The organism is Burkholderia sp. BCC0419 (genome assembly GCF_902830285.1).
Taxonomy (GTDB): Bacteria; Pseudomonadota; Gammaproteobacteria; order Burkholderiales; family Burkholderiaceae; genus Burkholderia.
The window spans coordinates 276,635-299,847 of record NZ_CADESR010000002.1; the positions used below are offsets into that span (position 1 = coordinate 276,635).

Here is a 23,213-nt window from a genome sequence, read left to right on the forward strand (position 1 = left end):
GCGGTGCCGGCGTTTCCATCCGTGTATGTCGAGGACACCAATTCAACTTGTCGACGGGCGCTCGCGGCGCACGCGATCCCGCTGGAAGCGCCCGCCGACAGGCCGGACGGCGACGGGCGGGCGATGGTGAAGGACGCGTGCGGAAACGTTTGGCGGATCGCCACGCACCGGCGGGACCTGTCGGCCGGCGCGATTCGTTCGAGGCTCGGCGACGGCGAGTAGCCGCGCTGCTTCCGTCCCCTCTGTCGCAATCGTCAAGATTCACGTCGCGTGCGGATAAAAGCCGCCCGTTCCCCGCGCCGTTAACCCGTTCGCAGCCCCTCGCGCCGCGTATTGCGTCACGGCGCGCGTCGTTCATGTTCCGGAATTCACCTCCGCCGCTGGCCGTGCCCGGCCGGCTCAAGGGAACGTCATGCGAAAACAACTCACTATCCGTGGTGGACTCGTCGCGACCATCGCCGGCTATACCGTGCTGCTCGTGCTGGTGGTCGGCGCCTGCATCGCGGCTCTCTACATCGGCAACGGCTCGCTCGAGGCGATGTACCGCGACGACACCGCGTCGCTGCTGCACCTGAAGACCAGCTCCGAGCGGATGCTCGTGCTGCGCGAACGCATGAGCGACGTCGCGCAGATCATCAGCGCCGGCCAGCCCGCGAAGGAGGAAGTCGCGCAACTTCACACGCTGCTCAAGCAGAGCAACGACGAACTGGATGCGTACACGCGTCTGCACGCGCGCGACGCCAGCGAGCAGGCGCTGTTCGATACGCTGCAGAACCGCCGGCGCGCGCTGCTCGACCGCGTGTTCCTGAAGGCGCTGTCGCAGCTCGACGGCGACGACGCGTTCAACTTCCTCGACACGCAGCGCACCGCGCCGCCTGCGTTGTTCGCCGCCTACCAGGCGGCGATCGACGCGCTCGAATCGTTCCAGGTCACGCGCCAGAAGGCCCGTTACGAGGCGGCCGGCGCGCATTTCCACCGGATCGTGTGGGGGATGGGCGCGGTCGCGGTGCTGGCGCTCGTCGTCGGGTTCCTGGCGCAGCGCGTGCTCGCGAAGGCGATCATCGAGCCGATCAAGCTCGCGGTCGCGCAGTTCGAGAAAATCGCGAAAGGCGACCTGACCGGCGCCGTCGTCGTGCCGGGCGAGAATGAGATGGCGTATCTGCTGAATGCGCTGAAGCGGATGCAGGACGGCCTCGTCGATACCGTGAGCCAGGTGCGCGCGAGCACCGAGACGATCGTCGGCGACGTGCGCACGATCGCGAGCGGCAACGTCGATTTGTCTGCACGCACCGAGCAGCAGGCCGTGTCGCTGCAGCAGGCGGCCGCGAGCGTCGAGCAACTGACGGCGGCCGTACGCCAGAACGCGGACAACGCGCGCGATGCGCGCACGTACGTCGAGGGCGCGGCCGGCATCGCGTCGCGCGGCGGCGAAGCGATGCAGCGCGTCGTCGAGACGATGTCGGACATTTCGCACAGCTCCACGCGCATCTCCGGCATCGTCGGCGTGATCGAGAGCATTGCGTTTCAGACGAACATTCTGGCGTTGAACGCCGCCGTCGAAGCCGCGCGTGCGGGCGAGCAGGGGCGCGGTTTCGCGGTCGTCGCGACCGAGGTGCGCGGGCTCGCCCAGCGCTGTGCGGCGGCGGCGAAGGAAATTCGCGACCTGATCGGTCATTCCGCGCGACGCGTCGAAGACGGCAGCGGCCTCGTCGCGCGGGCCGGCTCGGCGATGGCCGAACTCGTCGCGGCGGTCGAGCGTGTGAACGCGATCATGGGCGAAACCAGCCAGGCATTCGACGAGCAGTCGTCGGGCATCGAGCAGGTGAACGCCGCGGTGATCCAGATGGAGCAGACGATGCAGCGCAATGCCGCGCTGGTCGAGGAGGCGGCGGCCGCGGCGCTGTCGCTCGACGAACAGGGCGCGCGGCTGAGCGCGGCGGTCGCGCAGTTCCGTCTGCGCGAAGCGGCGCTCGCGTGACGGGCGGGCTTATTGCGGCGCGTCCGGCAACGCGTACTCGAAGCGGTACGCATGCTGGCCGTTGTCGATGTCGATGAGCATCGCGCCGGACAGCCCGAGCAATTCGTCCGTTCCGGAATCGGGCACGACCGTGATCGACTGCGTCGGCTGCCCGCGCGTCATGGTGGAGCTGTGCTGCAGGACGAAGCTGCCCTTGCGTCCGCCGAGCACGCCTTCGACGGTTTCCATCGCCACGTAGCCGGCCGAACCCTGAACGCTGCTGCGAAACGCGAGCATTTCTCCGTGGCTGACGGCTTCCAGGTCACCGTGAAAATGCTTGTCCAGCGACATGCGGCCGAGCCCGCTGTTTTCTGCGACGTGACTCAGGGGTTCCGGATTCAGCTTCACTTCGAACGGACCGCGGGCCTGCAGTTTCATGACTGTGCTCCTCGTTGAATGGGAAATCGGCACTATAAGCCAACGCGGCGACGATGGGCCGATCGCGGTGCGTCAATCGTCGCCCGATCGATAAAGCGCTTGCAACTGCGACAACTCGTCGATGAATCGATCCTTGAGCGCCTGCGGCCCGAGGATCTTCACGTGCGCGCCGTACCCCAATAGCTTGCGTGCACCGTGCTCGATCGATTCGATCGGCATCAGCAGCGCTTTCCATCCCGGCGGGACCTCCGGGCGGCCTTCAGCCTGCGTCCCGTCCGAAGGCCGCGCCGGCATCCGCCGTGTTCAGCTGCGGATGAACGCGAGCAGATCGGCGTTGATCGTGTCGGCGTTGGACGTCGGCATGCCGTGCGGGAAGCCCGCGTAGACCTTCAGCGTGCTGTTGCGCGCCAGCTTCGCCGACAGGAGACCGGAATCCGCATACGGAACGATCTGGTCATCGTCGCCGTGCATCACGAGAACGGGAATCGTGGTGCTTTTCAGGTCTTCGGTGAAGTCGGTCTGCGAGAACGCGACGATGCCGTCGTAGTGGGCTTTCGCGCTGCCCATCATGCCTTGTCGCCACCAGTTCCAGATCACGCCCTGCGACGGTGTCGAGCCGGTGCGGTTGTAGCCGTAGAACGGGCCGGCCGGCACGTCGTAGTAGAACTGCGCGCGGTTCGCCGCGAGCTGCGCCTGGAGGTTGTCGAACACGTCCTTCGGCAGGCCGCCGGGGTTGCTGTCGGTCTTGACCATCAGCGGCGGCACGGCGCTGATCAGCACGGCCTTGGCGACGCGGTCTTCGCCGTGACGTGCGACGTAGTGGATGACTTCGCCGCCGCCGGTGGAATGGCCGACGTGAACGGCACCCTGCACGCCAAGATGATTCACGACCGCGGCGACGTCGTCCGCATAGTGATCCATGTCGTGGCCGTCCCAGACCTGGCTGGAGCGTCCGTGGCCGCGACGGTCATGCGCGATCACGCGGTAGCCCTGGGCGAGGAAGAACAGCATCTGCGCGTCCCAGTCGTCGGCGCTGAGCGGCCAGCCATGATGAAAAAAGATCACCTGGGCGTCGCGCGGACCCCAGTCCTTGTAGAAGATGTCGACGCCATCTTTCGTGGTGACGTATCCCATGTCGGCTCCTGTTCGTTGGGCGATATCGATTCGTGGCGCGCTTGCGGTTGCCGCGATCGCCAGGCCGGTGCGGCATGTTGGGCGGCATCGGCCGTCCGCCCGGCTTGGCGACACGACAACTCTAGGTTTAAAGTTAGGTTTAATGTCAATACGCAGGCGAGGCAGGTATGAGAATCGGGGAGCTCGCGACGCTCAGCGGTCTTTCGGCATCACGGATTCGCTTTTACGAGGCTGAAGGGCTCATCACGGCCGTCGAGCGCAGCACGAACGGCTATCGCGATTACGCCGAGGACGCGGTGTGGATGCTCGAGATCATTTCGAGCGCGCAGAGCGCGGGGTTCTCGCTCGAACAGATCCGTCATCTGCTGCCGGTGAAAGCCGGCAACTGGCAGCACGACGGGCTGGTGGCGGCACTCGAACGGAAGGTCGCCGAGATCGAGGCGATGCAGAAGCGCCTCAAGGAAAACAAGGCGCAGCTACTCGTCGCGATCGACAGTATCAGGAACCGGCCCACCGAACTGAACTGTACCGAGCGCACGCGATGGGTGATGGAGCGGCTGCGCGATCAGGGCGTGGTGCCGATCCGCGGCAAGGGGAGCCGTACGAAGGCCAAGTGACCTGCCGGAAAACCGCGCAACCGCAGTCAGACCGATTCCTCTATTCAGTGCCTTGACCTTAAAGTTGACTTAAAGCTTAGAGTGCTTGCTGACGACAGTGAATCGGCAGGCTTCGGGTGTTGCCTGCCACGATCGACCATCGACGGGAGGCAACGAGCATGGACAGGCGTTTTACACAGGTCGAATTCGGGCCGCATACGGTCGACGTGCCCGAGGGCGGTTACTACGACCGGTTCCGGATGAATCCGGACCTGGACGCGGTGGCGCGCGACCCTGCCGCGGGGAACATCGATTTTTTCCGCCGGATTCCGAAGCGTCAGGTGGCGTCGCGGGTCGGCCCGACGTGGGCGCCGAACTTCTACTATCGTTCCAGCAGCATTCAGCTGCTGTTCCTTGCGCCGCTCGAACGCCTGCGAACCACACTCCCTATACCGCTCGAACCGCTACGGGCGCTGCCCGGATACGGGCTCGTCGCGCTGACGTTCTTTTCGTATTCGGTCTGCGACAACGATCCGTATGACGAAGTATCGGTCGCGGTGGTGATCCGCCGGCCCGGCGCGAAAGGTTCGCACGCGCTCGAGCTGATCGACTCGATGCGGCGCCGGAGTTTCTTCGCGCACGTGCTGGCGCTGCCGGTCACGACGGAAATCGCGCGGGTGCGCGGCGTGCACGGCTATCAGCTGCCCAAGTGGCTTGCGGATATCGACGTGAACATCGGCCCCACGGCGAGCGCGCGTATCGCCGGCCCGGGCGGCCAACCGGATCTGAGCCTGAGCGTGCCGCTGCCCGCGCTGACCCGCGTCCCGTCGCAATCGCACATGGGCACGACGACGATGGTCAATCGCATCGACGGCGAATGGCATCAGTCGTCGGTGCAGACCAACATGCTGTCGTTCGCGCAGCGCCTGTTGCCGCGCAACGTGGAGCTCGTGCGGCACGGCGGGCCGCTCAGCCAGTTGCTCGACGGGCTCGGCGCATCCACAATCATGCGTCTCGACGTGGTCGAGGATGCGCAACTGGTCCTGAATCTGCCGACGCCGTTGACGGCCTTCGATGAACCCGGGAAGCCACGCTAACGATACGAATGCGTGCGACGTGCACGCACCGAAGGAGTCGTCCATGCCGCAACCGACCTACGATCTCGTCGTATTCGGCGCCACCAGTTTTGTCGGGCAGATCCTGACTCGCTATCTGTCCGACTATCTGTCGGACGCCGGCGCCGGCGAGACGCTGCGCTGGGCGATCGCGGGCCGGTCCGACGCGAAGCTCAGGCAGGTCAGGGATACGCTCGGCGCGGCTGGGCAATCCGTGCCGATCATCGTCGCCGACGCGGCCGACGAAGCGCAGCTTCGGGCGCTGTGCGCGCAAACGCGGGTGGTCGTGTCCACCGTCGGCCCCTACGCGCTGTACGGCGAGCCGCTGGTCAGGGTCTGCGCGCAAACCGGCACCGACTATTGCGATCTCACCGGCGAGACACAGTGGATCAAACGGATGATCGACAAGTACGAGCCCGTGGCCCGGCAATCGGGTGCGCGCATCGTGCATTGCTGCGGCTTCGATTCGGTGCCGTCCGACATGGGCGTGTTCTTCCTGCAGCAGCAGGCGCGGCAGCAGTGGGGCGTGCCGGCCGCTCACGTGAAGATGCGCGTCAAGACGCTGAAGGGCGGTGCGTCGGGCGGCACTGTGGCCAGCGTGATCAACGTCGTACGCGAAGCGGCGGCCGATCCGGCATTGCGCAGGGAACTGCTCGATCCTTATTCGTTGTGCCCGCAACGGCATGGTTTCACGGTGCGGCAGCATGCGGTTCGGTCCGCCGAATTCGATCGCGACTGCGATGCGTGGATCGCGCCGTTCGTGATGGCGGCGATCAACGAGCGCGTCGTGCACCGCTCCAATGCGCTGGCGGGCAATGCGTACGGCAGCCGCTTTACCTATGACGAAGCCGTGATGACGGGCACGGGCCTGAAGGGGCGCGTGACCGCGCTGACGATGGTGGCGGGCCTCGGTGCATTCATGGTGGGCGTCCTCATCGCGCCGGTGCGCGGCCTGATGGAGCGCTTCCTGCTGCCGAAGCCTGGCGAGGGGCCGAGCGTCGACGCCCAGCAGGCCGGCCGCTACGATTTGCGCTTCTTCGGCCGTGCCGACGACGGGCGAACCTTGCGCGTGAAAGCCACCGGCGATCGCGATCCCGGCTATGGCTCCACCGGCAAGATGCTCGGCCAGGCCGCGATCGGCCTCGCGCTCGATTGCAGCCGCGACGGCGTGAAGACCGGGCGCGGTGGCGGTTTCTGGACGCCCGCGACGATGTTCGACCAGCGTTTTATCGACCGTCTCGTTCGCCATGCCGGATTGCGTTTCGAGGTGATTTGAGCGCGCATCCCTGTCATCGGACAGGTAACGATGAAGATCGGATGGCGAATCAACGTGAGGAGACTGCTGGCTGTCGCGGTGATATGAATGGCCGGATCCGTTCCGGCCGGGGAGTATCGGAACATGAAGATCGGGGAACTGGCGCAACGCACCGGCATTACGCCTTCTCGCATCCGTTTCTACGAACGCATCGGCTTGTTGACGCTGGTCGAACGCGAAGCGAACGGCTATCGCACGTATCCGCAGGAAGCGGTGACGGTGCTCGATCTGATCACGGCTGCGCAGCGGGCGGACTTCAGTCTGGACGAGATTCGCACGCTGGTTCCGTCCGACCCGGCGCAGTGGCAATGCGGATCGTTGCTGGATGCACTGTGCCGCAAGGTGCAGGACATCGAGGCACTGGAGGCCCGGCTCGCGCGCAGCAAGGCGCACGTCGTTGCACTGATCGCCGGGATCGGCGCGAAACCCGGTACGGTCGATTGTGCGACCCGCGCGAAAGGCCTGCTGTCGCGCATTCCGTCGGAGCATGCGGTGCACACGGGCGATGCCGCCGCCGCCGACATCGGCGGCGAACCGGCGCCGCGCCGGACGACCGTCCGTTAGGCGTGCGCTGGCGTGCCGAGTGACAGCAGCGCGACGACCTGTTCGGCCGTTGCCTTCGCCGATTGCGGATTCTGGCCCGTCACGATGCGGCCGTCGACGACGACGTTCGACGTGAACGGCAGCAGCGCCTTCTCGTAGCGCGCGCCACGCTGCCGCATCTGCTGCTCGACGTTGTACGGCACCTTCTTCGCGACGCCGGCCAGGATTTCCTCCACCCACGAGTAGCCGGTGATCCGACGCCCGGCGACCAGCAGCGAACCGTCCGACAGCGTCGTATTCAGCAGCCCGCAGTAGCCGTGGCAGACCGACGACACGACGCCGCCATGCTCGTAGATCTCGCGCGTGAGCCGCTGCAGCCCCGCATCGTCCGGGTAGTCCCACATCACCGCATGGCCGCCGGTGAAGTAGATCGCGTCGAACTCGGCCGGATCGATCTCGTCCGGGCGCGCGGTGTGTGCGAGCAGCGCCTCGTTCGCCTTGTCGGCGCGCCATGCCTTGGACGCGGCGTCGGCGTGCGGCCATTTGAGCGAGCGCGGTTCCAGTGGCGACACGCCGCCTTTCGGGCTCACGAGCTGCTGCTCATAGCCTTTTGCCGCGAAGATGTGATGGGCATGGGTGAGTTCCGACAGCCACAGGCCGGTCGGTTGCGACGGATCGGCGTAGTGCGCGACATTGCTGACGACGTGCAGGATGCGCTTGCTCATGATGCGGTTTCCTTGTGACCGGCCACGGGCGGACGTCTTCGACGCGCCGCCGGATTGTCGGATGGCAGTACCCATACCCATGGCCTCGATACGCTGCCGAGGCAAACCATAACCTTTAAGTGAAGTTAAAGGTCAAGACTTTTTCGCCTTGCTCGCCCGCGCGCGCTTCTCGGGCAGCACGAGTCCGTCCAGCAACGTCGTCAGCGCATCCTCGATCGCGTGATCGCCGACTTTCTCGCGCACCAGCCGCCCGTCGATCGCGAGCATCGTCAGGCCATGGAGGTGTGCCCAGCACGCGGTTGCCTGACCCAGCGCCGGGCGCGGGCGAATCCTGCCGGCACGCTGCCCGTGTTCGAGGATCTCGACGACCAGCAGGAAGGGTGCCTGCACGTGCGGGTCGAGATGGATATCCGAAGGCTCGCCGGCGTCCGCGGCAAACATCAGTCGATACAGGTCGGGGTTGCGTTGCCCGAACGCGAGATGGGCATGGGCGAGCGCCAGCAGGACGTCCGGTGCATCGGCTGCGGGATCGACAGACGCGACGAGATCGTCGTGCAGTCGATCGAAACCGATCAGCGCGAGTTCGTGCAGCAGCGCGGCCTTGTCCGGGAAATGCCGGTACGGCGCGGAATGGCTGACGTTCGCGCGCCGCGCGATTTCGCGCAACGTGAACTGCCAGCCCTGCTGCTCCTGCAGCGTATCGAGTGCCGTCTCGATGATCGCGCGACGCAGATCCCCGTGGTGATAAGTCTTTTGTTCGGCATCCGCAGCCCCATCCGACGACATCGTATTGCCCCTATGTTGACAAGGAACACATTGTGGTCCTATGATCCGTCGCGAGCAAGTTGACAGTGTCTACATTGACGCAACCTCGTGAGGTACACCATGGCCGTCCCCGCAGCATCCAGTTCGAGCATCGATCCGGCGGCGTTGCTGGCCCGCCAGCGCAGCGCGTTCGTCGCCGAGGGGCCGCCGAGCCTGCAACAGCGCAAGGCGCGGCTCGCGCGGTTGCGGGCCGTGGTGCTGGCCCACCGCCGCGACGTGGAAGAGGCGGTCAGCGTCGATTTCGGGCATCGCTCACGCCACGAGACCGCGATCATGGAACTGGTCGGCGTGATCCAGGCGATTGATTACCTGATGCGCAACCTGCGCCGCTTCATGAAGCCGCAGCGCCGGCACGTCGGCCTCTTCTATCGCGCGGGGCAGGCTCACGTCGAATACCAGCCGTTGGGTGTGATCGGCGTGATGGCGCCGTGGAATTACCCGTTCGCGCTGACGTTCATTCCGCTGGCGACCGCGCTGGCCGCCGGCAACCGGGCGATGCTCAAGCCGTCCGAGCTGACGCCGCGCACCAGCGAGGTGATGCGCCGCATGCTTGCGGATACCTTCCCGAGCGAGGAAGTCGCGGTCGTGCTCGGCGGCCCGGAAGTCGGCGCCGCATTCAGCGGGTTGCCGTTCGATCATTTGCTGTTTACCGGCAGCACGCAGGTGGGCCGCAAGGTCATGAAGGCGGCGAGCGACAATCTCGTGCCGGTCACGCTCGAGCTGGGCGGCAAGAGCCCCGCGATCGTCGCAAGGGGGCATGTCGACGGCCGAACGATGTCGAGCATCGTGTTCGGCAAGCTGTCGAACGGTGGACAGACGTGCGTGGCGCCCGACTATGCGCTGGTGCACGAAGACGATCTGGACGCGTTCGTCGCGCAATACGACGCGGCCGTCGCGCGTTTCTATCCGGACGGGCCGACCAGCCCGGACTACACGTCGATCGTCAGCGACCGGCATTACGACCGCCTGAAAGGCCTCGTCGACGAAGCGCGCAGCCGCGGCGCGCGGGTGTTCGAGGCGGGCGTGAATCCGCAAGGCGCGGCGACCCGCACGCGAACGCTCGCGCCGACGTTGATCGTCGGCGCGGCCGACGACACGGCCGTCATGCAGGAAGAGATCTTCGGGCCGATCCTGCCGGTGCGCACGTATCGCACGATCGACGAGGTCGTCGATTACGTGAACGCGCGTCCGCGTCCGCTGGCGCTGTATTACTTCGGCGCGCGGGACGGCGACTGCGAGACGTTGCTGAAGCGCACCACGTCGGGCAATGTCGGCATCAACAACACGGTCCTGCACGTCGCGCAGGAAGACTTGCCGTTCGGCGGCGTCGGGCCGAGCGGGATGGGCGCGTATCACGGCATCGAGGGATTCCGCGCGATGAGCCATGCGAAGGGCGTGTTCGTGCAGGGGCGCTGGAGCCTGCCGAGCCTGCTGCGTGCGCCGTTCGGCAAGCTCGCGGACATGTCGCTGGCGGCGCTGCTCGGGCGGAGTCGGGAACCGGCCGGCCGGCGTGTCGATTGGAGTGCGAAGCGTTGAGCGAGGCGGGGCGCCGTGCGTGCCCCGCGCGTACCTTCGAGGGCGCTGCCCGCTACACCCGGCCGCGCTTGCCCGCGCCCGTGCGGGCAGCCGTCTCGTCCAGAATCGTCGCGGCGAATTCGGCGGCCGCCGGCATCCGCGCGTCGTGCATCATCACGAATTCCATCTCCGGCAGTTCCGGCAAACCTTCGGGCAAGCCCAATTCGCGAAGCGTGTCGTCGATCGCGCTGCGCGGCACCGGCGCGATCGCGATGCCGGCGCGTGCGAAGGTCCGGATGCCGGTCACGCTCGGGCTTTCGCACGCGATCCGGTAGCGCATGCCGGCCAGCGCGAGCGCCTTGATCGCGGCGCCGCGGTACGGGCATGGATCGGGGAAACATGCGAGCGGCACGTCGCCTTCCGGAAGCGGCTCGTGGCGCGCGAACGCCCAGACGAGCGGCTCTTGCCACAACGTCGCGCCGTGGCCCGAGTGCGAGCAGCGGCTGCCGATCACGAGATCGAATTCGCCGTCGGCGTGCCGTCGAAACAGGCTGTCGCCGATATCGACGACGAGATCCAGCCGCAGGCCGCGCCGCGCGGCGCCATGACGGCGCATCAGGTCCGCGAGCCAGCCGCCTGCAAAGTCCTCCGACACGCCGATCCGCAGCTTGACGTCGACGGCGTCACCCGTTCCCAGCCTGGCCCGTGCTTCCTCGCTCAGATTGAGCATCGCGCGCGCGTAGCCGAGCAGTGTCTCGCCGTGCCCGGTGAGCGTGACGCTGCGCGTGTTGCGCACGAGCAGCGGCTGGCCGACCTGTTCTTCGAGGCGAACGATCTGCGCGCTGACCGCGGACTGGCTGAGATTCAGCCGACGCCCGGCGCCGGTGAAGCTGCGCACGTCGGCGACCGCAACGAACGTATGAAGCAGCGCCGTGTCGAGGGGAGGATTCATTAATCACCAATCCGGGTTAATTTGATCAATTAATATCGTTTCCGGATTATAGGTCGCCCCGATAGGCTGTGAAGCGCGGTGGGCAAGCACGCATTGGGCGCGCTGTCGTCACCCTTGGCAAGGACTGGCGCCATGACACGCGTGCTCTATATCGAAGGCTCACCCAACAAGGCCCATTCGGCATCCATCGAGGTGTGCGATGCGTTTCTCGACGCGTACCGGCATGCCCATCCCGATCACGAAATTCGGAAGCTCGATATCTGGGATCTGCCGATGCCCGAATTCGACGGCGCCGCGCTGGCCGCGAAATATGCCGGACTGAGCGGCACGGCGCTGACGCCGGAGCAGGCGGCTGCGTGGCAGCAGATCGAGCGACTCGCGGCGCCGTTCCACGAAGCGGACAAATTCCTGTTCGGCGTGCCGCTGTGGAATTTCAGCATTCCGTACAAGCTCAAGCACCTGATCGACGTGATCTCGCAGAAGGATGTGTTGTTCACGTTCGACGCAGCGGGATTTACCGGCAAGCTGGCCGGAAAAAAGGCGGCGGTTGTCTACGCACGCGGGCTTGCCTACCAGTCGCCGGGGTCGTTTACGCCGGCCGCCGAGTTCGATCTGCAGCGCCCTTACATGGAAACGTGGCTCAAGTTCGTGGGCGTGACGGACATCACGGGAATCGTCGTCGAGCGCACGTTGTTCGGCCCGGACGGGAAGGTCGACCGGAGCCGGGCGATCGACGAAGCACGGGCGATCGCGCGGACGTTCTGACGTTGCCGGCGCGGGGCACCCGGCGTGGAGCATCCGGCGCAGGTCGAGTGTCATCGCCCGCCGCGTGCGATGGCGAGCGCGACACCGAAGCCCACCAGCAGGCATCCGAACGTGCGATCGATCCAGTGCCGCAGCGACAGCAGGCGATCGCGGACCGCCGTGGCCGAGAAACAGAGCGCCACGAGGCTGAACCAGCCGGCATGTGCGGCGGCGATGAAGGCGCCGTAGCCGATCTGCACGATCAACGGCGTGTCGGGCCGGACGGCCTGCATGAACAGGCTGACGATGAACACCGTGGTTTTGGGATTCAGCGCATTGGTCAGGAATCCCGTGCGCAGCGCGGCGAGATCGGACAGCGGCGCCACGCGGGTGTCGGCTTGCACGCCGCCGGCTTTCGTCATGAGCATCTTTGCGCCGAGGTAGATCAGGTAGATCGCGCCGATCAGCTTGACGGCGTTGAAGAGCCACAGCGACTGACGGATCAGCAGCCCGACGCCCAGCAGCGTGTAGCTCACGTGGACCGTGACGCCGAGCCCGATCCCGCAGGCGGTGAGTACGCCGGAACGGCGCGACAGCATCAGGCTGTTGCGCGTGACCATCGCGAAGTCCGGCCCCGGGCTGATGACGGCCAGCAGCGTAATGGTGATTACGACTATCAGTTCGGTCACTACGTTTCTCCTGCGGTGGATGTGTTGATGGCACAATCGTATCGATCGTGCTTCATCAGGAAAAACGATGATTTCTGACCAGAATGGTGAGTCTGAATCACAATCGATTCATGCCAGCCTGCCGTCGTTGATGGCGCTGCGTTGTTTCGAGGCGGCGGCGCGTCACGAGCATTTCAGTCGCGCGGCCGACGAGCTGTGCCTGACCCATGGCGCGGTCAGCCGCGCGGTGCGTCTGCTCGAGGACGATCTGGGCGTGGCGCTGTTCGAGCGGCGCAGCCGTCGCGTGTTCCTGACCGATGCGGGCCGCACCCTCGCTCAGGCCGTCCATGATGGCCTGGGCCTGATGCGTCACGCCGCACACGCATTGCGCACCGAGGCTGCCCGTGCGCGGCGTTCGGTCCTGTCGTGCGAGCCGACGCTGCTGATGCGCTGGCTGATTCCGCGCTGGCCGGATTTCCAGGCGCGGCATGCGGGCGTCGATATCCATCTGGCCGCCGCGGGCGGCCCGTTCTCGTTCGACAGCGGTATCGACATGGCGATTCGTCGCAACGATTTCGCATGGCCGGCGGGGTATTACGCCGAGCATCTGTTCGCCGAACGGGTGGGGCCGGTTTGCCGGCCGGACAAGGTTGGTGCGTGGTTTGCGTCGCGTCGCGGCGGCCGCACGTTGAAGCCCGACGCTGCGCGACTGCATACGCGGACCCGGCCGGACGCATGGAGCGCGTGGGCGGCGGCGGCGAATCAGCCGGCCACGAACGGGCGCGGGCAGCAGTTCGATCACTTCTACTTCAGTCTGCAGGCGGCCGTCGCGGGGCTGGGGGTCGCGATCGGGCCGTGGCACCTGGTACGCGACGACATCGAAAGCGGTGTGCTGGTCGCGCCGATGGGGTTCGTCGAGGATGGATCGGATTACTACCTGTTGACGCAGGCGCCGGTGATGGATGGGAGTGCGCAGGCGGTGCTGCTGGAGTGGTTGAGGGGGATGGTTTGACGGGGGACGTCGGGCGGGATTTCAAATGACCGGCGAAGACGCGTGCCCGGATGTGCGACGCGCAATGCGATCCCTTGCGCCGCGAGGGCCGGTACTTCGTCGGCACTCGCATCGATTCGACGACCCGGACAATATTGTCGCTCATGGGCCAAACGCAACCTCGAATCGAAATAAAGAATGAATGGACTTGCTGATGCTTGCTCATGCCAGCCTGCGAACGGAAAATGCGTCGATCGACGCGCGTTCGCAAGTCCGTAATTAGCGTGAACGGGCCCTGGCCCGACGCTGCGGAGGCCGGCAGGATGTCGACCGGCTTTTACCGAAATGGCGCGTGATGGTGCGCGCGTCACTAAGAGAATGCCGGTGCATGCTTTATCGCCGCAACGAATGAGCACCGATGAAGTCGCTGTCATTCTTCATCTTTTTGACACGGTTTTTAACGATGCACGGGCAACCCAGGGCGACGTCAGGCTGCAGCGAACATTTGCCGTCGCCTTTAAATCCGCATCCTTTACCCGAAGATCCACGACGAGGCGAAGCCATGCAACTTCAAACCGGTAATTTATTCAGCGTCGAAGGGCGGCGCGGTGGCGACGAGCGAATCGACATGCTCGCCACGGGCCCGCGCGTGAACGTCGAGCGAATCGTATCGATGGGACATGCGAGCCCGGACGGGTTCTGGTATGACGACCCGCGGGCAGAATGGGTCGTGCTGCTGTCCGGCGCGGCCGTGCTCGAATTCGAAGAGAATGCGACGCGGCTCGATATGCGCGCGGGAGATTACGTGCTGATCGAGCCGCATTGCCGTCATCGTGTCGCATGGACGCATGACGAAGTGCAAACGGTCTGGCTTGCGATCTATTACGAACGCTGAAGCAAGGATGGGCGTGCGGCACGATCGGTGGATTGACCTGTGCGCGACACGCCGATCGGGCAAAACCTCGTCAACCGGAGCGGCTTTGGAATACCGCCGGTATCGATGCCCCAATCAATGCCCAAATTGCCGGACAGCGTGTTGAATCACGCGCCGGCCCATGCGGGAATCTTATTCCTGGATCAGGAATCGATTGCGATTCTTCGCATCCTTGATCCATGCGGGCGCGCGACCGCGGCCCGACCAGGTCGCCCCGGTCTTCGGATCGCGATACTTTGCCTGCACGGGGGCGCCCGCCTGTTTGGCCGGCCGACCGCGGCGTGTACCGAAAATGTCTTTTTCGGTAATGCCGTATTCCGCGACTTTGGTGCGGATGTCGTCGACGATCGCCTGGAATTCAGCGGTGCGCGCTGCTTCGGCTTTCTCGGCCAAAGCATCCATTTGGGCTTTCAGTTCCTTGTAAGTTGCCATATATCACTCTTCAGGTTGTGTCCATACATGATAGCGGTTTCAACCGGAAATGACGAAGAAAATTGCTCCGACTACGAATTCTATTGCCGATATGGCAATGCACGACTGCTTCGAACACCTGAGAAGTGGCTTTTCTGGATCGTTTGCGTCCGATCTTCTCATGCGGGACAAGCTTCGGAGATTCAATTATTCTTTATCTTTTTTCGGAAGGATCGGGGAATTCACTGATGAACAGGGATGACAAGCTGAAACAGGTCGCAGCCGAATTCGGATTCGATCCGGACGAAACGATCAGGATCGGCGGAAAGTACACGCCCGTCCTGATCGACGGAAGCACAGCCTACATTGCCGGCCAGGTTCCGCGAATCGGGGAAATCGTGCATTTCGTCGGCATCGTGGGCGAATCCGTTTCGCTGGACGACGGCCGCCGCGCGGCCGGCATTTCCGCGCTGCGCGCGCTGTCGCTGATCCGCAAGCAGTGCGGCACGCTCGATGCGATCGCGACGGTGCCGCGCATGACCGTGTACGTGCGGAGCGCGCCCGGCTTCACGATGCAAAGCGAGGTGGCCGACGGCGCGTCGGACGTGTTGTATGCAGTGCTCGGCGATGCCGGCGTCCATACGCGTTCGTCGGTCGGCGTGCTGCAATTGCCGAAGGGCGCGTCGGTCGAAGCCGATTTCATTTTCGGGCTGAATCGCAGCGGCGCCGCCGGTTGACCCGGAATGGCCGCGCCGAGAGGACGGGCCACCTTGCGTCGATCAGCGCGCCGTGCGCGAGCGGGCGGCTTCGGGTGTCATCCAGGTCCACTCATTGAATGCGCGGAAGAATGAATTCGGATCCTGGTAGCCGAGCAGGAAGGCGATCTGACTGTAGGGCAGGTCCGAGCGATCGAGGTAATGCCACGCGAGCTTCTCGCGAACTTCCGCCAGCAGGGTTTTGAAGTTCGCGCCTTCGTCGCCGAGCCGCCGCTGTAGCGTCCGCTTGCTGATCGCAAGCGTTTGCGCGACGCCGTCCGCGGTGGCGAGCCCGCCCGGAATCAATTCGAGCAGCGCCGCGCGCACGCGCTCGACGATGCCGGCCTCGAAATCGCGAAGCGGTTCAACGCCGCAATTGCCCGGTTTCGACGAGCTGCTGAAAGAAGTCGTTCATCGACTCGGCAAGCGGGCGATAGCGGATGCTGAGTTCGTTGCGGCTGCGGCTGTTGTCGGCGCGCCAGGGCAGCCCGACGTTGCGCGCGATCACGCGGCGCGTCACGCTCTTGTTCGCGAGCGGGCCGACCAGCCAAACCAGCCACTTCGGCAGGATGCGCCGCGGAATCGGATAGTCGGCGCCATACCGTTCCAGCAGCGTGGCGGCCATCGCCGGCAGGTTCGTGTCGTGCGCCGACACGATGTAGCGGCCATTGGCGCTCGGCAGAAACGCCGCACGCAGATGCGCGTCGGCGACGTCGCGAACATCCACCGCGCCCATGCCGAGATCCGGCACACCGATCTTCATCGTGCCGTTGCCCATCTGCCGCACGATCTCGAAGCTTTCCGACGTCGCGTACGGATTGATGCCAGGCCCGATCACGAGCGACGGATTGATGGTGACGAGATCCCAGCGTTGCTGCTGGCGGGCGATCCGCCATGCTTCGCGCTCGGCGACCGTCTTCGAATACGAATAGGGTTGATGGGTCAGCGACGAACTGGTGTTCCAGATTGCTTCGGTGAACACACCATCGGGCGTCGCGGCGAGATCGGCGTTGTCGCCGTAGATCGCGGCGCAACTGCTGGTCAGTACGACGCGCCGCACCGACGGCGTGCGGTTGGCCGTCTCGAGTACGTTGCGCGTGCCGAGCAGCGCCGGATCGACCAGCTCCTTCTGCGGATCGCGAACGGTGACGGTGAATGGCGACGCGGTGTGGAACACGGTCCCGCAACCCGCCATCGCGTCGGCGTACGACCCGGGCTCGAGCAGGTCGGCGCGGAAATACCGGATCGTGCCGGGCTTGCCGGCCGCGATGCGCTCGAGATGCTTCAGCTTGTCGGGGCTGTCCGGGTCGCGGACGGCCGCGTGAACCGTCAGGCCGGCCTCGAGCAGCCGCTGCACGAGCCAGCCCGCGACGTAGCCGGTCGCGCCGGTCACCATGACGGGGAGGTCGGTATCGATATTCATGGGGGGATTCCGTTGCAGAGGGGATGCGCCATGATGCCGCCTTTTGCGCGCCACTTCACTCGCAAAGCGGGCCAATCGACATGCGGGGGGCGACAGGCGGCGCGATACCGGCCACGCGTGGCGATGCTCGGGATCGCTGACGGATTGGGATACGGCTACGGCGAACGGGCCGCGCATCGGTTGCCGGCGGCCATTGACGCATCGCGCATGAACTCGAACACAACGGCGGCTGCAACTGGGACGCCGATTTCAGGAAGATGGCCGATGCGTTCGCGGCGATCGTGCGCACCGGCACGTCGCTGCCGGCGGCCGATTTGTCAGACATGGAGGCCGTCGTGCAGGACGTCAAGCGGCAATCCGGCGACCCGGCGCAACTGTGCCGGCTCGCGGTGGCGTGGGTGCGCCTGAACCCCGATCCGCTCGAACTCGCGCCGCCGTCGTATCGTCGGTAGCGCGCGGCAGCGTCGCCTTTTGCAGCGCCGACCGGACACCGCTGCCGGTCGGCCGTTTCAGCGCCCCTTCATTTCCGGAAGCCATGAGCCGACCCATCTCGGACGGCATCCCCACTTTTGGGGATGCCGTCGCCGGGCGGTACGCCTACGATGGTCAACGCGGCACCGGGGACCAGATGTAGCCAGAACAATCGAACAGGCTTGCCGTTCCGTGTCGATCGCGGTGCCCGTCCGCACAGTCGATTGACACGGTCGTCGCGTACGCTGACGCGCAACGTGTGCGGTGCGTCGTCGGCGCCGCGGACGACGGCGCGTTGATGACGGAAGGCCTGATGTCGTATTTCGGGGAATTTCAATCAATATGCTCGCACGAGACTATGTGGAACGTGAGCTCTCTCACATCCAGAGAATGGTGGCGCTGCTGGACAGCGAAACGAACGTCGACGATGTGTCGATGTCGGGCGCGGGGCGTGTCAGGCATCCGAGATACTGGCGCGGGCGTATCGAGGAATTGCTGTCGACGCCCGACGTGCCGCGTCACGTCAGAAAGCTGAGCGAAGCGGTGCTCGCGAAGATCGACGAGATGGAAGTGCGGTTCGCGACGATGAAGTAAGTGCATCGTCGGGTCGGGCAGCGCAACGCGTCTCATCGCGTCGTCGGCAGCGTCGTTTTATCCGGATGCCATCACGTCGACCAAGGCCACGCAGGCCGCCGTCTGCATCAACGCCGATTTGCGCGGCCGCCATGTCGAAAACGACCATTACGTCTGACGAGAAACGGTAACGAACGTGGTATTTCGATCAAACCTGCATCGACAATTTGAACAATGAGGCCGATTGAGTAAGATGCCCGAACGGCGTTCGACAAAAACGCACGGCGCGGGGTGGCCAGATGCAAATGAACGGGTTGATTCCGTCGGCATGGATCGATGACGTCTACGCCGCGGCGCTGGGCGACCAACGATGGGAAGCGGTGCTGGACGGGCTGCGTCTGTCGGTCGGCACACGCATGGCCACGCTGCTGTCGTTCGACGATGCGGCAAGGCTGCCGGCGATCGAGCAGGCGGCCGGCGACGATCCGTCATGGGTCGCCGCGTGCCACCACACCTACAACACCGAGTTCTACCTGTACGACCCGGTCGTGCCGGTTGCCGCCGACTGGCCGGCAGGGCGCTGGTTCGAGGACGTCAAGCACCTGTCGGTGCGGCAGCGCACACATGGCGTGTTCTATCAGGAATTCATGCAGCCGTTCGGGCTCGGCGGCATCTCGGGCCTGTACATCCATCGCGGCGAGGGCGCCGGCGCTTTCCTCAGCGTACAGAGCGGCCCCGAATCGCAAGGGCTGTCCGACGAGCAGCGCCGCACCATCGAAATCATGGGCGCGCACATCAGCCGCGCGCTGCGCATCCACGCGCGCATCGGCGAGCTCGAAGCGCGCGTGGCCGCCGCGGAATCGGCGCTCGATGCGGTGCCGGTGCCGGTGTTCCTGCTCGGCGCGCGGCGCGAACTGCGCTATACGAACCGTGCGGCCGATCAACTGATCGCCGCTGAACCGGCGCTGCGGATCGTGAACGGCCGTTTCGCGCCGGAAGGCTGCGTCGACGACGCGCAATGGCGGCATGCATTCGCACGCGGCGGGCTGTTGCTGCGTCGGGCGACCGGCGAGCCGCTGCCGCTTGCGCTGATTCCCGTTCCCGAACCGTCGCGCCTCGCGCGCGAACGGCCCGGCGTCGCGGCACTGATGACGGCCGCCGACCTGCGTTCGCCGTCGGCGCGCGCGCAGCGCCTGCGGGTGTTCTACGGGCTGTCGTCGGCCGAAGCCGATCTCGCCGTGCTGCTGTGCTGCGACGGGCACTCGCCGCAGGAATGCGCGGCACTGCGCGGCGTGTCGATCGGCACGGTCCGCGCGCAGATCAAGTCGATCTACACGAAAACGGACGTGGCGTGCGCAGCCCAACTGACGTCGCTGGTCATGCAGACCTGAGCGATCGACGCGCGCCGGTGCGTCGGCGTTTTTACCTATCCGCCGCCGATTCCCTGCAGTATCTTGCCGGTCCCGCCGCAGACGATGCAGGGCTGGCCCTCGACCCTGCCGGTGCCGCGGCAGACGCGGCACGTGTCCTCGCCAATGCCCGGCGCATCTGCCGGGCCTTCGTCGCCGGCATTCGGCGGGGTAGCCGGGTCGGGGGGCGCTGATGGCTTCGTGGTCGACATCACAGGCTCCTTTCGCATTGCACACTGTCGCGGCGAGCATCGCGCGTGCCTGCCGGGCGGCCCGCGCGACGGCGACGGTTCGGCCGCGCGTTACAGCGCCGGCGCCCACGTCGACCCGAACGGGTTCGACCGGTCGATGCCCGGGAAGTCGACGGATGCCTTGCTGCAGTCGAGCACGCCGGCCGGATCGATCGCATGTGGCATCGCGGCTACGCGCCAATTTCGTGATCAGTCATCCTATAACGACGGGAAACGAAGCGAAAGGAGACCGTCGGATGTCGGGAAACCGCCCCATCAGCGTCCGATTCGCCTGCTGACCCGTTTCCGGAAAACGTTTCGCGGAAAAGCGCGTAAACAGAGAATGCGGTTCCCTGAATCTCACCAAAAGCCCTTGATGGCAGTGGTTATAGGGGTATGCACCAAGTGAGTTAAACGGTTAACCGACGTACATTCGCTCAACACGTCATACGACGTATGACTCTGCGGTTCGAGGAAGCACATCGGCGAAGCACGCGCGGGCCGACGGATCGCCGCACAACAACGATCGACCATCAAGGAGACTCACCATGAAGCACCGATTCACCGGCTCCCGTACCGCCCTGGCCGTCGCACTGATGGCCGGTTTCGCGATGTCCGCGCAGGCGCGCGTGTTCCGCTCGGCGGACGTGCACGGCGACAACTTCCCGACCAACATGGCCGTGAAGTTCATGGGCGACGCGCTGTCGAAGCAGACGGGCGGCAAGGATTCGATCAAGGTGTTCGGCAACAGCGCGCTCGGCTCCGAGAAGGACACGGTCGACCAGGTACGGATCGGCGCGATCGACATGGCGCGCGTGAACGGTGCGTCGTTCAACGAGATCGTGCCGGAATCGCTGATCCCGTCGTTCCCGTTCCTGTTCCGCGACGTCGACCATTTCCGCAAGGCGATGTATGGCCCGGCCGGCCAGAAGATCCTCGATGCGTTCACCGCGAAGGGGATGATCGCGCTGACGTTCTACGAGAGCGGCGCGCGCTCGATCTACGCGAAGCGCCCGGTGCGCTCGCCGGCGGACATGAAGGGGCTGAAGGTGCGCGTGCAACCGTCCGACCTGATGGTCGACGAGATCCGGGCGATGGGCGGCACGCCGACGCCGATGCCGTTCGCCGAGGTGTACACGGGCCTGAAGACGGGCCTCGTCGATGCGGCGGAAAACAACCTGCCGTCGTACGAGGAAACCAAGCATTACGAAGTCGCGCCCGATTACTCGGAGACGCAGCACGCGATGACGCCGGAAGTGCTGGTGTTCTCGAAGAAGATCTGGGACACGCTGTCGCCGCAGGAGCAGGCGGCGATCAGGAAGGCGGCGGCCGATTCGGTGCCGTACTACCAGAAGCTGTGGACCGCGCGCGAGGCGTCCGCGCAGCAGCTGGTGACGAAGGGCGGCGCGAAGATCCTGCCGGCCGCGCAGATCGACCGCGCGGCGTTCGTGAAGGCGATGCAGCCGCTGTGGACCAAGTATGAAAAGACGCCGCAGATGAAGCAGATCGTCGACGAGATCGAGGCCACCAAGTGACGCGTCGCACTTCCCTGAACAGCGCGGCGGCCGCGGGCTCGCCGGCCGCCGCCCCGGACGGCGCGGCGCCGGCGCGGTCGCACGCCGCGCCGCTGTTGCGCTGCGTGAACGACGTGCTGTTCCGCGTGCTGGCCGTGATCGCGTCGACGTGCCTCGCGGTGCTCACGGTGCTGGTGTTCTACGCGGTCGTGATGCGCTACGTGTTCGAGAACGCGCCGGATTTCGTCGAGCCGATCGCGCTGTTGCTCGTGATCGTGATCGCGATGTTCGGCGCGGCGATGAAGGTGCGCGACGGCGGCCATATCGGCCTCGATTCGCTGGTGCGCCGGCTGTCGCCGAAGGCGCGCACGGTGGTCATCGCGATCCAGCACCTGAGCCTGATCGCGTTCGCGATCATGATCATGATCGGCTGCGGCAGCATGGCCGCCGAGACGATGGGCGACCGCATCCCGATCATCGGGCTGCCCGAAGGCGTGCGCTACCTGATCACGATGCCCGCGGCGGTTGCGATCATCTTCTTCTCGCTCGAGCACCTGCTCGCGCTTCGTCGTTCTTCGTCGGGACAATAACGCCATGGAACTCGCGATCCTGTCCGTCAGTTTTCTGATCTTTCTCGTCCTCGGCGTGCCCGTGTCGTTCGCGCTCGGCATTTCGTGCGTGCTGACCTACCTGGTGGAAGGCCTGCCGATCGCGACCGCGATGCAGGCGATGATCTCGGGGATGAACGCGTTCTCGTTCCTCGCGGTGCCGTTCTTCATCTTCTCCGGCGAGCTGATGCTGCATGGCGGCATCGCGGACCGGATCCTGCGCTTCGCGCAGGCGAGCGTCGGCCACTTCCGCGGCGGCCTCGGGATGGCGAACGTCGTCGCGTGCACGCTGTTCGGCGGCGTGTCGGGCTCGCCGACCGCCGATACGTCGGCGATGGGCGGCGTGGTGATTCCGCTGATGAAGCGCGAAGGCTACAGTGCGGCTTACGCAGTCAACGTAACCACGCATGCGTCGCTCGCCGGCGCGCTGATGCCGACGTCGACCAACATGATCATCTACGCGTTCGCCGCGCAGGGCATCACCGGGATGCTGCACGGCCAGCCGGTGAGCGGCGTGTCGATCGGCGACCTGCTGTTCTCGGGCCTCTTGCCGGTGTTGTGGGTGATGGGCTTCGTGCTTGCCGCCGCGTACTGGCAGGCCGTGCGTCACGGCTATCCGCGCCGCGAGGACGGCTCGTCCGCGCTGCCGCGGTTCCCCGGCTGGTATGCGGTGCTGCGCAGCTTCGTCGGCGCGGTGCCCGGGCTGATGGTGATCGCGATCATCCTCGTGTGCGTCGCGAAGGGCATTGCCACCGCGACCGAAGCGGCAGCGATCGCCGTCGTCTACTCGCTCGTGCTGACCGCGGTGGTCTACCGGACGCTGACGGCCGAGAAGCTGCGCCGCGCACTGTCGCATGCGGCGCGCACGACGGGCGTCGTGCTGCTGCTGATCGCGGTGTCCAACATGCTGCGCTTCCAGATGTCGTACCTGGAGATTCCGGATGCGATCGAAGGGCTGCTGAAGCAGTCGACCGCTGCGCCGTGGCTGATGCTGCTGTACATCAACATCATCCAGGTATTCCTCGGCACGTTCGTCGACATGGCCGCGCACATCCTGATCACGACGCCGCTGTTCCTGCCGATCGCGATGGCGTGCGGCGTCGGGCCGGTGCAGTTCGGGATCATGCTGCTGCTGAACTGCTCGCTCGGCCTGGTGCACCCGCCGATCGGGTCGGTGCAGTTCGTCGGCTGCGCGATCGGCAACGTGTCGATCGGCGAGACCACGAAGATGGCGTGGCCGTACTACCTCGCGATCTTCAGCGCGATCAACATCGTCACGTACCTGCCGTTCTTCTCGACCTGGCTGCCGAGCCTGATCAGCGGGCACGCGGTGTTCTGATCGCACGCTTCCCCGTCGCGGCGCCGGA

At 65.5% G+C, this 23,213-nt stretch carries 28 protein-coding genes; 17 read left to right on the forward strand and 11 right to left on the reverse strand.

The annotated features are described in order from the left end of the window. Window positions 1-21 precede the first annotated feature (21 nt). Window positions 22-222, forward strand: a complete 201-nt coding sequence (locus tag HWW87_RS14770) for a glyoxalase (RefSeq protein WP_175820904.1) — start codon at window positions 22-24, stop codon at window positions 220-222. 190 nt (window positions 223-412) lie between these two features. After that, window positions 413-1,978, forward strand: coding sequence for a methyl-accepting chemotaxis protein (locus HWW87_RS14775; protein ID WP_175820905.1), 1,566 nt, complete (start codon window positions 413-415; stop codon window positions 1,976-1,978). 9 nt (window positions 1,979-1,987) lie between these two features. Here HWW87_RS14775 and HWW87_RS14780 read toward each other — a convergent pair whose 3' ends face one another. The 3 genes from HWW87_RS14780 to HWW87_RS14790 all read right to left on the reverse strand — a co-directional run bounded on the left by HWW87_RS14780 (window position 1,988) and on the right by HWW87_RS14790 (window position 3,529). Next, on the reverse strand, window positions 1,988-2,395 hold the full coding sequence (locus tag HWW87_RS14780) for a DUF3224 domain-containing protein (protein ID WP_175820906.1): 408 nt from the start codon (window positions 2,393-2,395) through the stop codon (window positions 1,988-1,990). A 72-nt stretch (window positions 2,396-2,467) separates the two neighbouring features. Further along, window positions 2,468-2,689, reverse strand: coding sequence for a WYL domain-containing protein (locus tag HWW87_RS14785; protein ID WP_279608019.1), 222 nt, complete (start codon window positions 2,687-2,689; stop codon window positions 2,468-2,470). A gap of 9 nt (window positions 2,690-2,698) precedes the next feature. Further along, the gene (locus tag HWW87_RS14790; RefSeq protein WP_011549231.1) at window positions 2,699-3,529 is read right to left on the reverse strand and encodes an alpha/beta hydrolase; all 831 of its coding nucleotides are present in this window, start codon (window positions 3,527-3,529) and stop codon (window positions 2,699-2,701) included. Window positions 3,530-3,696: 167 nt separating this feature from the next. On the opposite strand from HWW87_RS14790, the gene HWW87_RS14795 reads away from it, so the two are divergent. From HWW87_RS14795 to HWW87_RS14810, 4 genes are all read left to right on the forward strand, one after another. Beyond that, the gene (locus HWW87_RS14795) at window positions 3,697-4,146 is read left to right on the forward strand and encodes a MerR family transcriptional regulator (protein ID WP_175820907.1); all 450 of its coding nucleotides are present in this window, start codon (window positions 3,697-3,699) and stop codon (window positions 4,144-4,146) included. Between the two features lie 158 nt (window positions 4,147-4,304). After that, the gene (locus tag HWW87_RS14800) at window positions 4,305-5,222 is read left to right on the forward strand and encodes an acetoacetate decarboxylase family protein (RefSeq protein ID WP_175820908.1); all 918 of its coding nucleotides are present in this window, start codon (window positions 4,305-4,307) and stop codon (window positions 5,220-5,222) included. Between the two features lie 43 nt (window positions 5,223-5,265). After that, entirely contained in the window at window positions 5,266-6,516 is a 1,251-nt protein-coding gene (locus HWW87_RS14805; protein ID WP_175820909.1) for a saccharopine dehydrogenase NADP-binding domain-containing protein, read from the forward strand. A 123-nt stretch (window positions 6,517-6,639) separates the two neighbouring features. After that, entirely contained in the window at window positions 6,640-7,119 is a 480-nt protein-coding gene (locus HWW87_RS14810; RefSeq protein ID WP_175820910.1) for a MerR family transcriptional regulator, read from the forward strand. On the opposite strand, the gene HWW87_RS14815 is transcribed toward HWW87_RS14810, so the two are convergent. Both HWW87_RS14815 and HWW87_RS14820 read right to left on the reverse strand, forming a co-directional pair. Then, a complete protein-coding gene (locus HWW87_RS14815) occupies window positions 7,116-7,823 on the reverse strand; it encodes a type 1 glutamine amidotransferase domain-containing protein (RefSeq protein WP_175820911.1) in 708 nt (235 codons plus the stop codon). The genes HWW87_RS14810 and HWW87_RS14815 overlap by 4 nt on opposite strands. Before the next feature lie 132 nt (window positions 7,824-7,955). Beyond that, complete coding sequence (locus HWW87_RS14820; protein ID WP_175820912.1) at window positions 7,956-8,609, reverse strand: TetR/AcrR family transcriptional regulator; 654 nt, start codon at window positions 8,607-8,609, stop codon at window positions 7,956-7,958. Between the two features lie 99 nt (window positions 8,610-8,708). Between HWW87_RS14820 and HWW87_RS14825 the strand changes: the two genes are divergently transcribed. Then, window positions 8,709-10,184, forward strand: a complete 1,476-nt coding sequence (locus HWW87_RS14825; protein WP_175820913.1) for a coniferyl aldehyde dehydrogenase — start codon at window positions 8,709-8,711, stop codon at window positions 10,182-10,184. A 52-nt stretch (window positions 10,185-10,236) separates the two neighbouring features. On the opposite strand, the gene HWW87_RS14830 is transcribed toward HWW87_RS14825, so the two are convergent. Then, window positions 10,237-11,115, reverse strand: a complete 879-nt coding sequence (locus tag HWW87_RS14830; RefSeq protein ID WP_175820914.1) for a LysR substrate-binding domain-containing protein — start codon at window positions 11,113-11,115, stop codon at window positions 10,237-10,239. 132 nt (window positions 11,116-11,247) lie between these two features. On the opposite strand from HWW87_RS14830, the gene HWW87_RS14835 reads away from it, so the two are divergent. Then, a complete protein-coding gene (locus HWW87_RS14835) occupies window positions 11,248-11,880 on the forward strand; it encodes an NAD(P)H-dependent oxidoreductase (RefSeq protein ID WP_175821472.1) in 633 nt (210 codons plus the stop codon). A gap of 50 nt (window positions 11,881-11,930) precedes the next feature. Here the strand turns inward: HWW87_RS14835 and HWW87_RS14840 are convergent, their stop codons facing one another. Further along, window positions 11,931-12,548, reverse strand: coding sequence for a LysE family transporter (locus HWW87_RS14840; RefSeq protein WP_175820915.1), 618 nt, complete (start codon window positions 12,546-12,548; stop codon window positions 11,931-11,933). A 67-nt stretch (window positions 12,549-12,615) separates the two neighbouring features. Between HWW87_RS14840 and HWW87_RS14845 the strand changes: the two genes are divergently transcribed. Together HWW87_RS14845 and HWW87_RS14850 are read left to right on the forward strand one after the other, a co-directional pair. Further along, window positions 12,616-13,539 (forward strand): LysR family transcriptional regulator, encoded by a 924-nt coding sequence (locus HWW87_RS14845; RefSeq protein ID WP_175820916.1) that lies wholly within the window; start codon window positions 12,616-12,618, stop codon window positions 13,537-13,539. Between the two features lie 541 nt (window positions 13,540-14,080). Then, entirely contained in the window at window positions 14,081-14,413 is a 333-nt protein-coding gene (locus HWW87_RS14850) for a cupin domain-containing protein (protein WP_174429239.1), read from the forward strand. Between the two features lie 171 nt (window positions 14,414-14,584). Here the strand turns inward: HWW87_RS14850 and HWW87_RS14855 are convergent, their stop codons facing one another. Then, window positions 14,585-14,884, reverse strand: a complete 300-nt coding sequence (locus HWW87_RS14855) for an H-NS histone family protein (protein WP_174429160.1) — start codon at window positions 14,882-14,884, stop codon at window positions 14,585-14,587. A 227-nt stretch (window positions 14,885-15,111) separates the two neighbouring features. Between HWW87_RS14855 and HWW87_RS14860 the strand changes: the two genes are divergently transcribed. After that, a complete protein-coding gene (locus tag HWW87_RS14860; RefSeq protein WP_175820917.1) occupies window positions 15,112-15,600 on the forward strand; it encodes a RidA family protein in 489 nt (162 codons plus the stop codon). A gap of 42 nt (window positions 15,601-15,642) precedes the next feature. Here the strand turns inward: HWW87_RS14860 and HWW87_RS14865 are convergent, their stop codons facing one another. Further along, window positions 15,643-15,945, reverse strand: coding sequence for a helix-turn-helix domain-containing protein (locus tag HWW87_RS14865; protein WP_244107223.1), 303 nt, complete (start codon window positions 15,943-15,945; stop codon window positions 15,643-15,645). Between the two features lie 37 nt (window positions 15,946-15,982). Then, on the reverse strand, window positions 15,983-17,041 hold the full coding sequence (locus HWW87_RS14870; protein WP_175820918.1) for an NAD-dependent epimerase/dehydratase family protein: 1,059 nt from the start codon (window positions 17,039-17,041) through the stop codon (window positions 15,983-15,985). A 257-nt stretch (window positions 17,042-17,298) separates the two neighbouring features. Between HWW87_RS14870 and HWW87_RS14875 the strand changes: the two genes are divergently transcribed. The 3 genes from HWW87_RS14875 to HWW87_RS14885 all read left to right on the forward strand — a co-directional run bounded on the left by HWW87_RS14875 (window position 17,299) and on the right by HWW87_RS14885 (window position 19,476). After that, the gene (locus tag HWW87_RS14875) at window positions 17,299-17,493 is read left to right on the forward strand and encodes a hypothetical protein (protein ID WP_175820919.1); all 195 of its coding nucleotides are present in this window, start codon (window positions 17,299-17,301) and stop codon (window positions 17,491-17,493) included. Window positions 17,494-17,854: 361 nt separating this feature from the next. Beyond that, complete coding sequence (locus tag HWW87_RS14880; RefSeq protein ID WP_175820920.1) at window positions 17,855-18,106, forward strand: hypothetical protein; 252 nt, start codon at window positions 17,855-17,857, stop codon at window positions 18,104-18,106. 284 nt (window positions 18,107-18,390) lie between these two features. Next, window positions 18,391-19,476 (forward strand): helix-turn-helix transcriptional regulator, encoded by a 1,086-nt coding sequence (locus tag HWW87_RS14885; protein ID WP_244107224.1) that lies wholly within the window; start codon window positions 18,391-18,393, stop codon window positions 19,474-19,476. 35 nt (window positions 19,477-19,511) lie between these two features. Here HWW87_RS14885 and HWW87_RS37135 read toward each other — a convergent pair whose 3' ends face one another. Beyond that, a complete protein-coding gene (locus HWW87_RS37135) occupies window positions 19,512-19,706 on the reverse strand; it encodes a hypothetical protein (protein ID WP_244107226.1) in 195 nt (64 codons plus the stop codon). Window positions 19,707-20,272: 566 nt separating this feature from the next. Between HWW87_RS37135 and HWW87_RS14890 the strand changes: the two genes are divergently transcribed. Genes HWW87_RS14890 through HWW87_RS14900 form a run of 3 tightly spaced genes read left to right on the forward strand, consistent with a single transcriptional unit; the run spans window position 20,273 to window position 23,185 of the window. Continuing rightward, window positions 20,273-21,259 carry a TRAP transporter substrate-binding protein gene (locus HWW87_RS14890; RefSeq protein WP_027805969.1) on the forward strand — a complete coding sequence of 329 codons (987 nt, stop codon included), beginning with the start codon at window positions 20,273-20,275 and terminating at the stop codon, window positions 21,257-21,259. Next, the gene (locus HWW87_RS14895; protein WP_175820922.1) at window positions 21,256-21,828 is read left to right on the forward strand and encodes a TRAP transporter small permease; all 573 of its coding nucleotides are present in this window, start codon (window positions 21,256-21,258) and stop codon (window positions 21,826-21,828) included. Before HWW87_RS14890 ends, HWW87_RS14895 begins: the two co-directional genes overlap by 4 nt. 4 nt (window positions 21,829-21,832) lie before the next feature. Then, a complete protein-coding gene (locus tag HWW87_RS14900) occupies window positions 21,833-23,185 on the forward strand; it encodes a TRAP transporter large permease (protein ID WP_174429169.1) in 1,353 nt (450 codons plus the stop codon). Window positions 23,186-23,213: the final 28 nt, after the last annotated feature.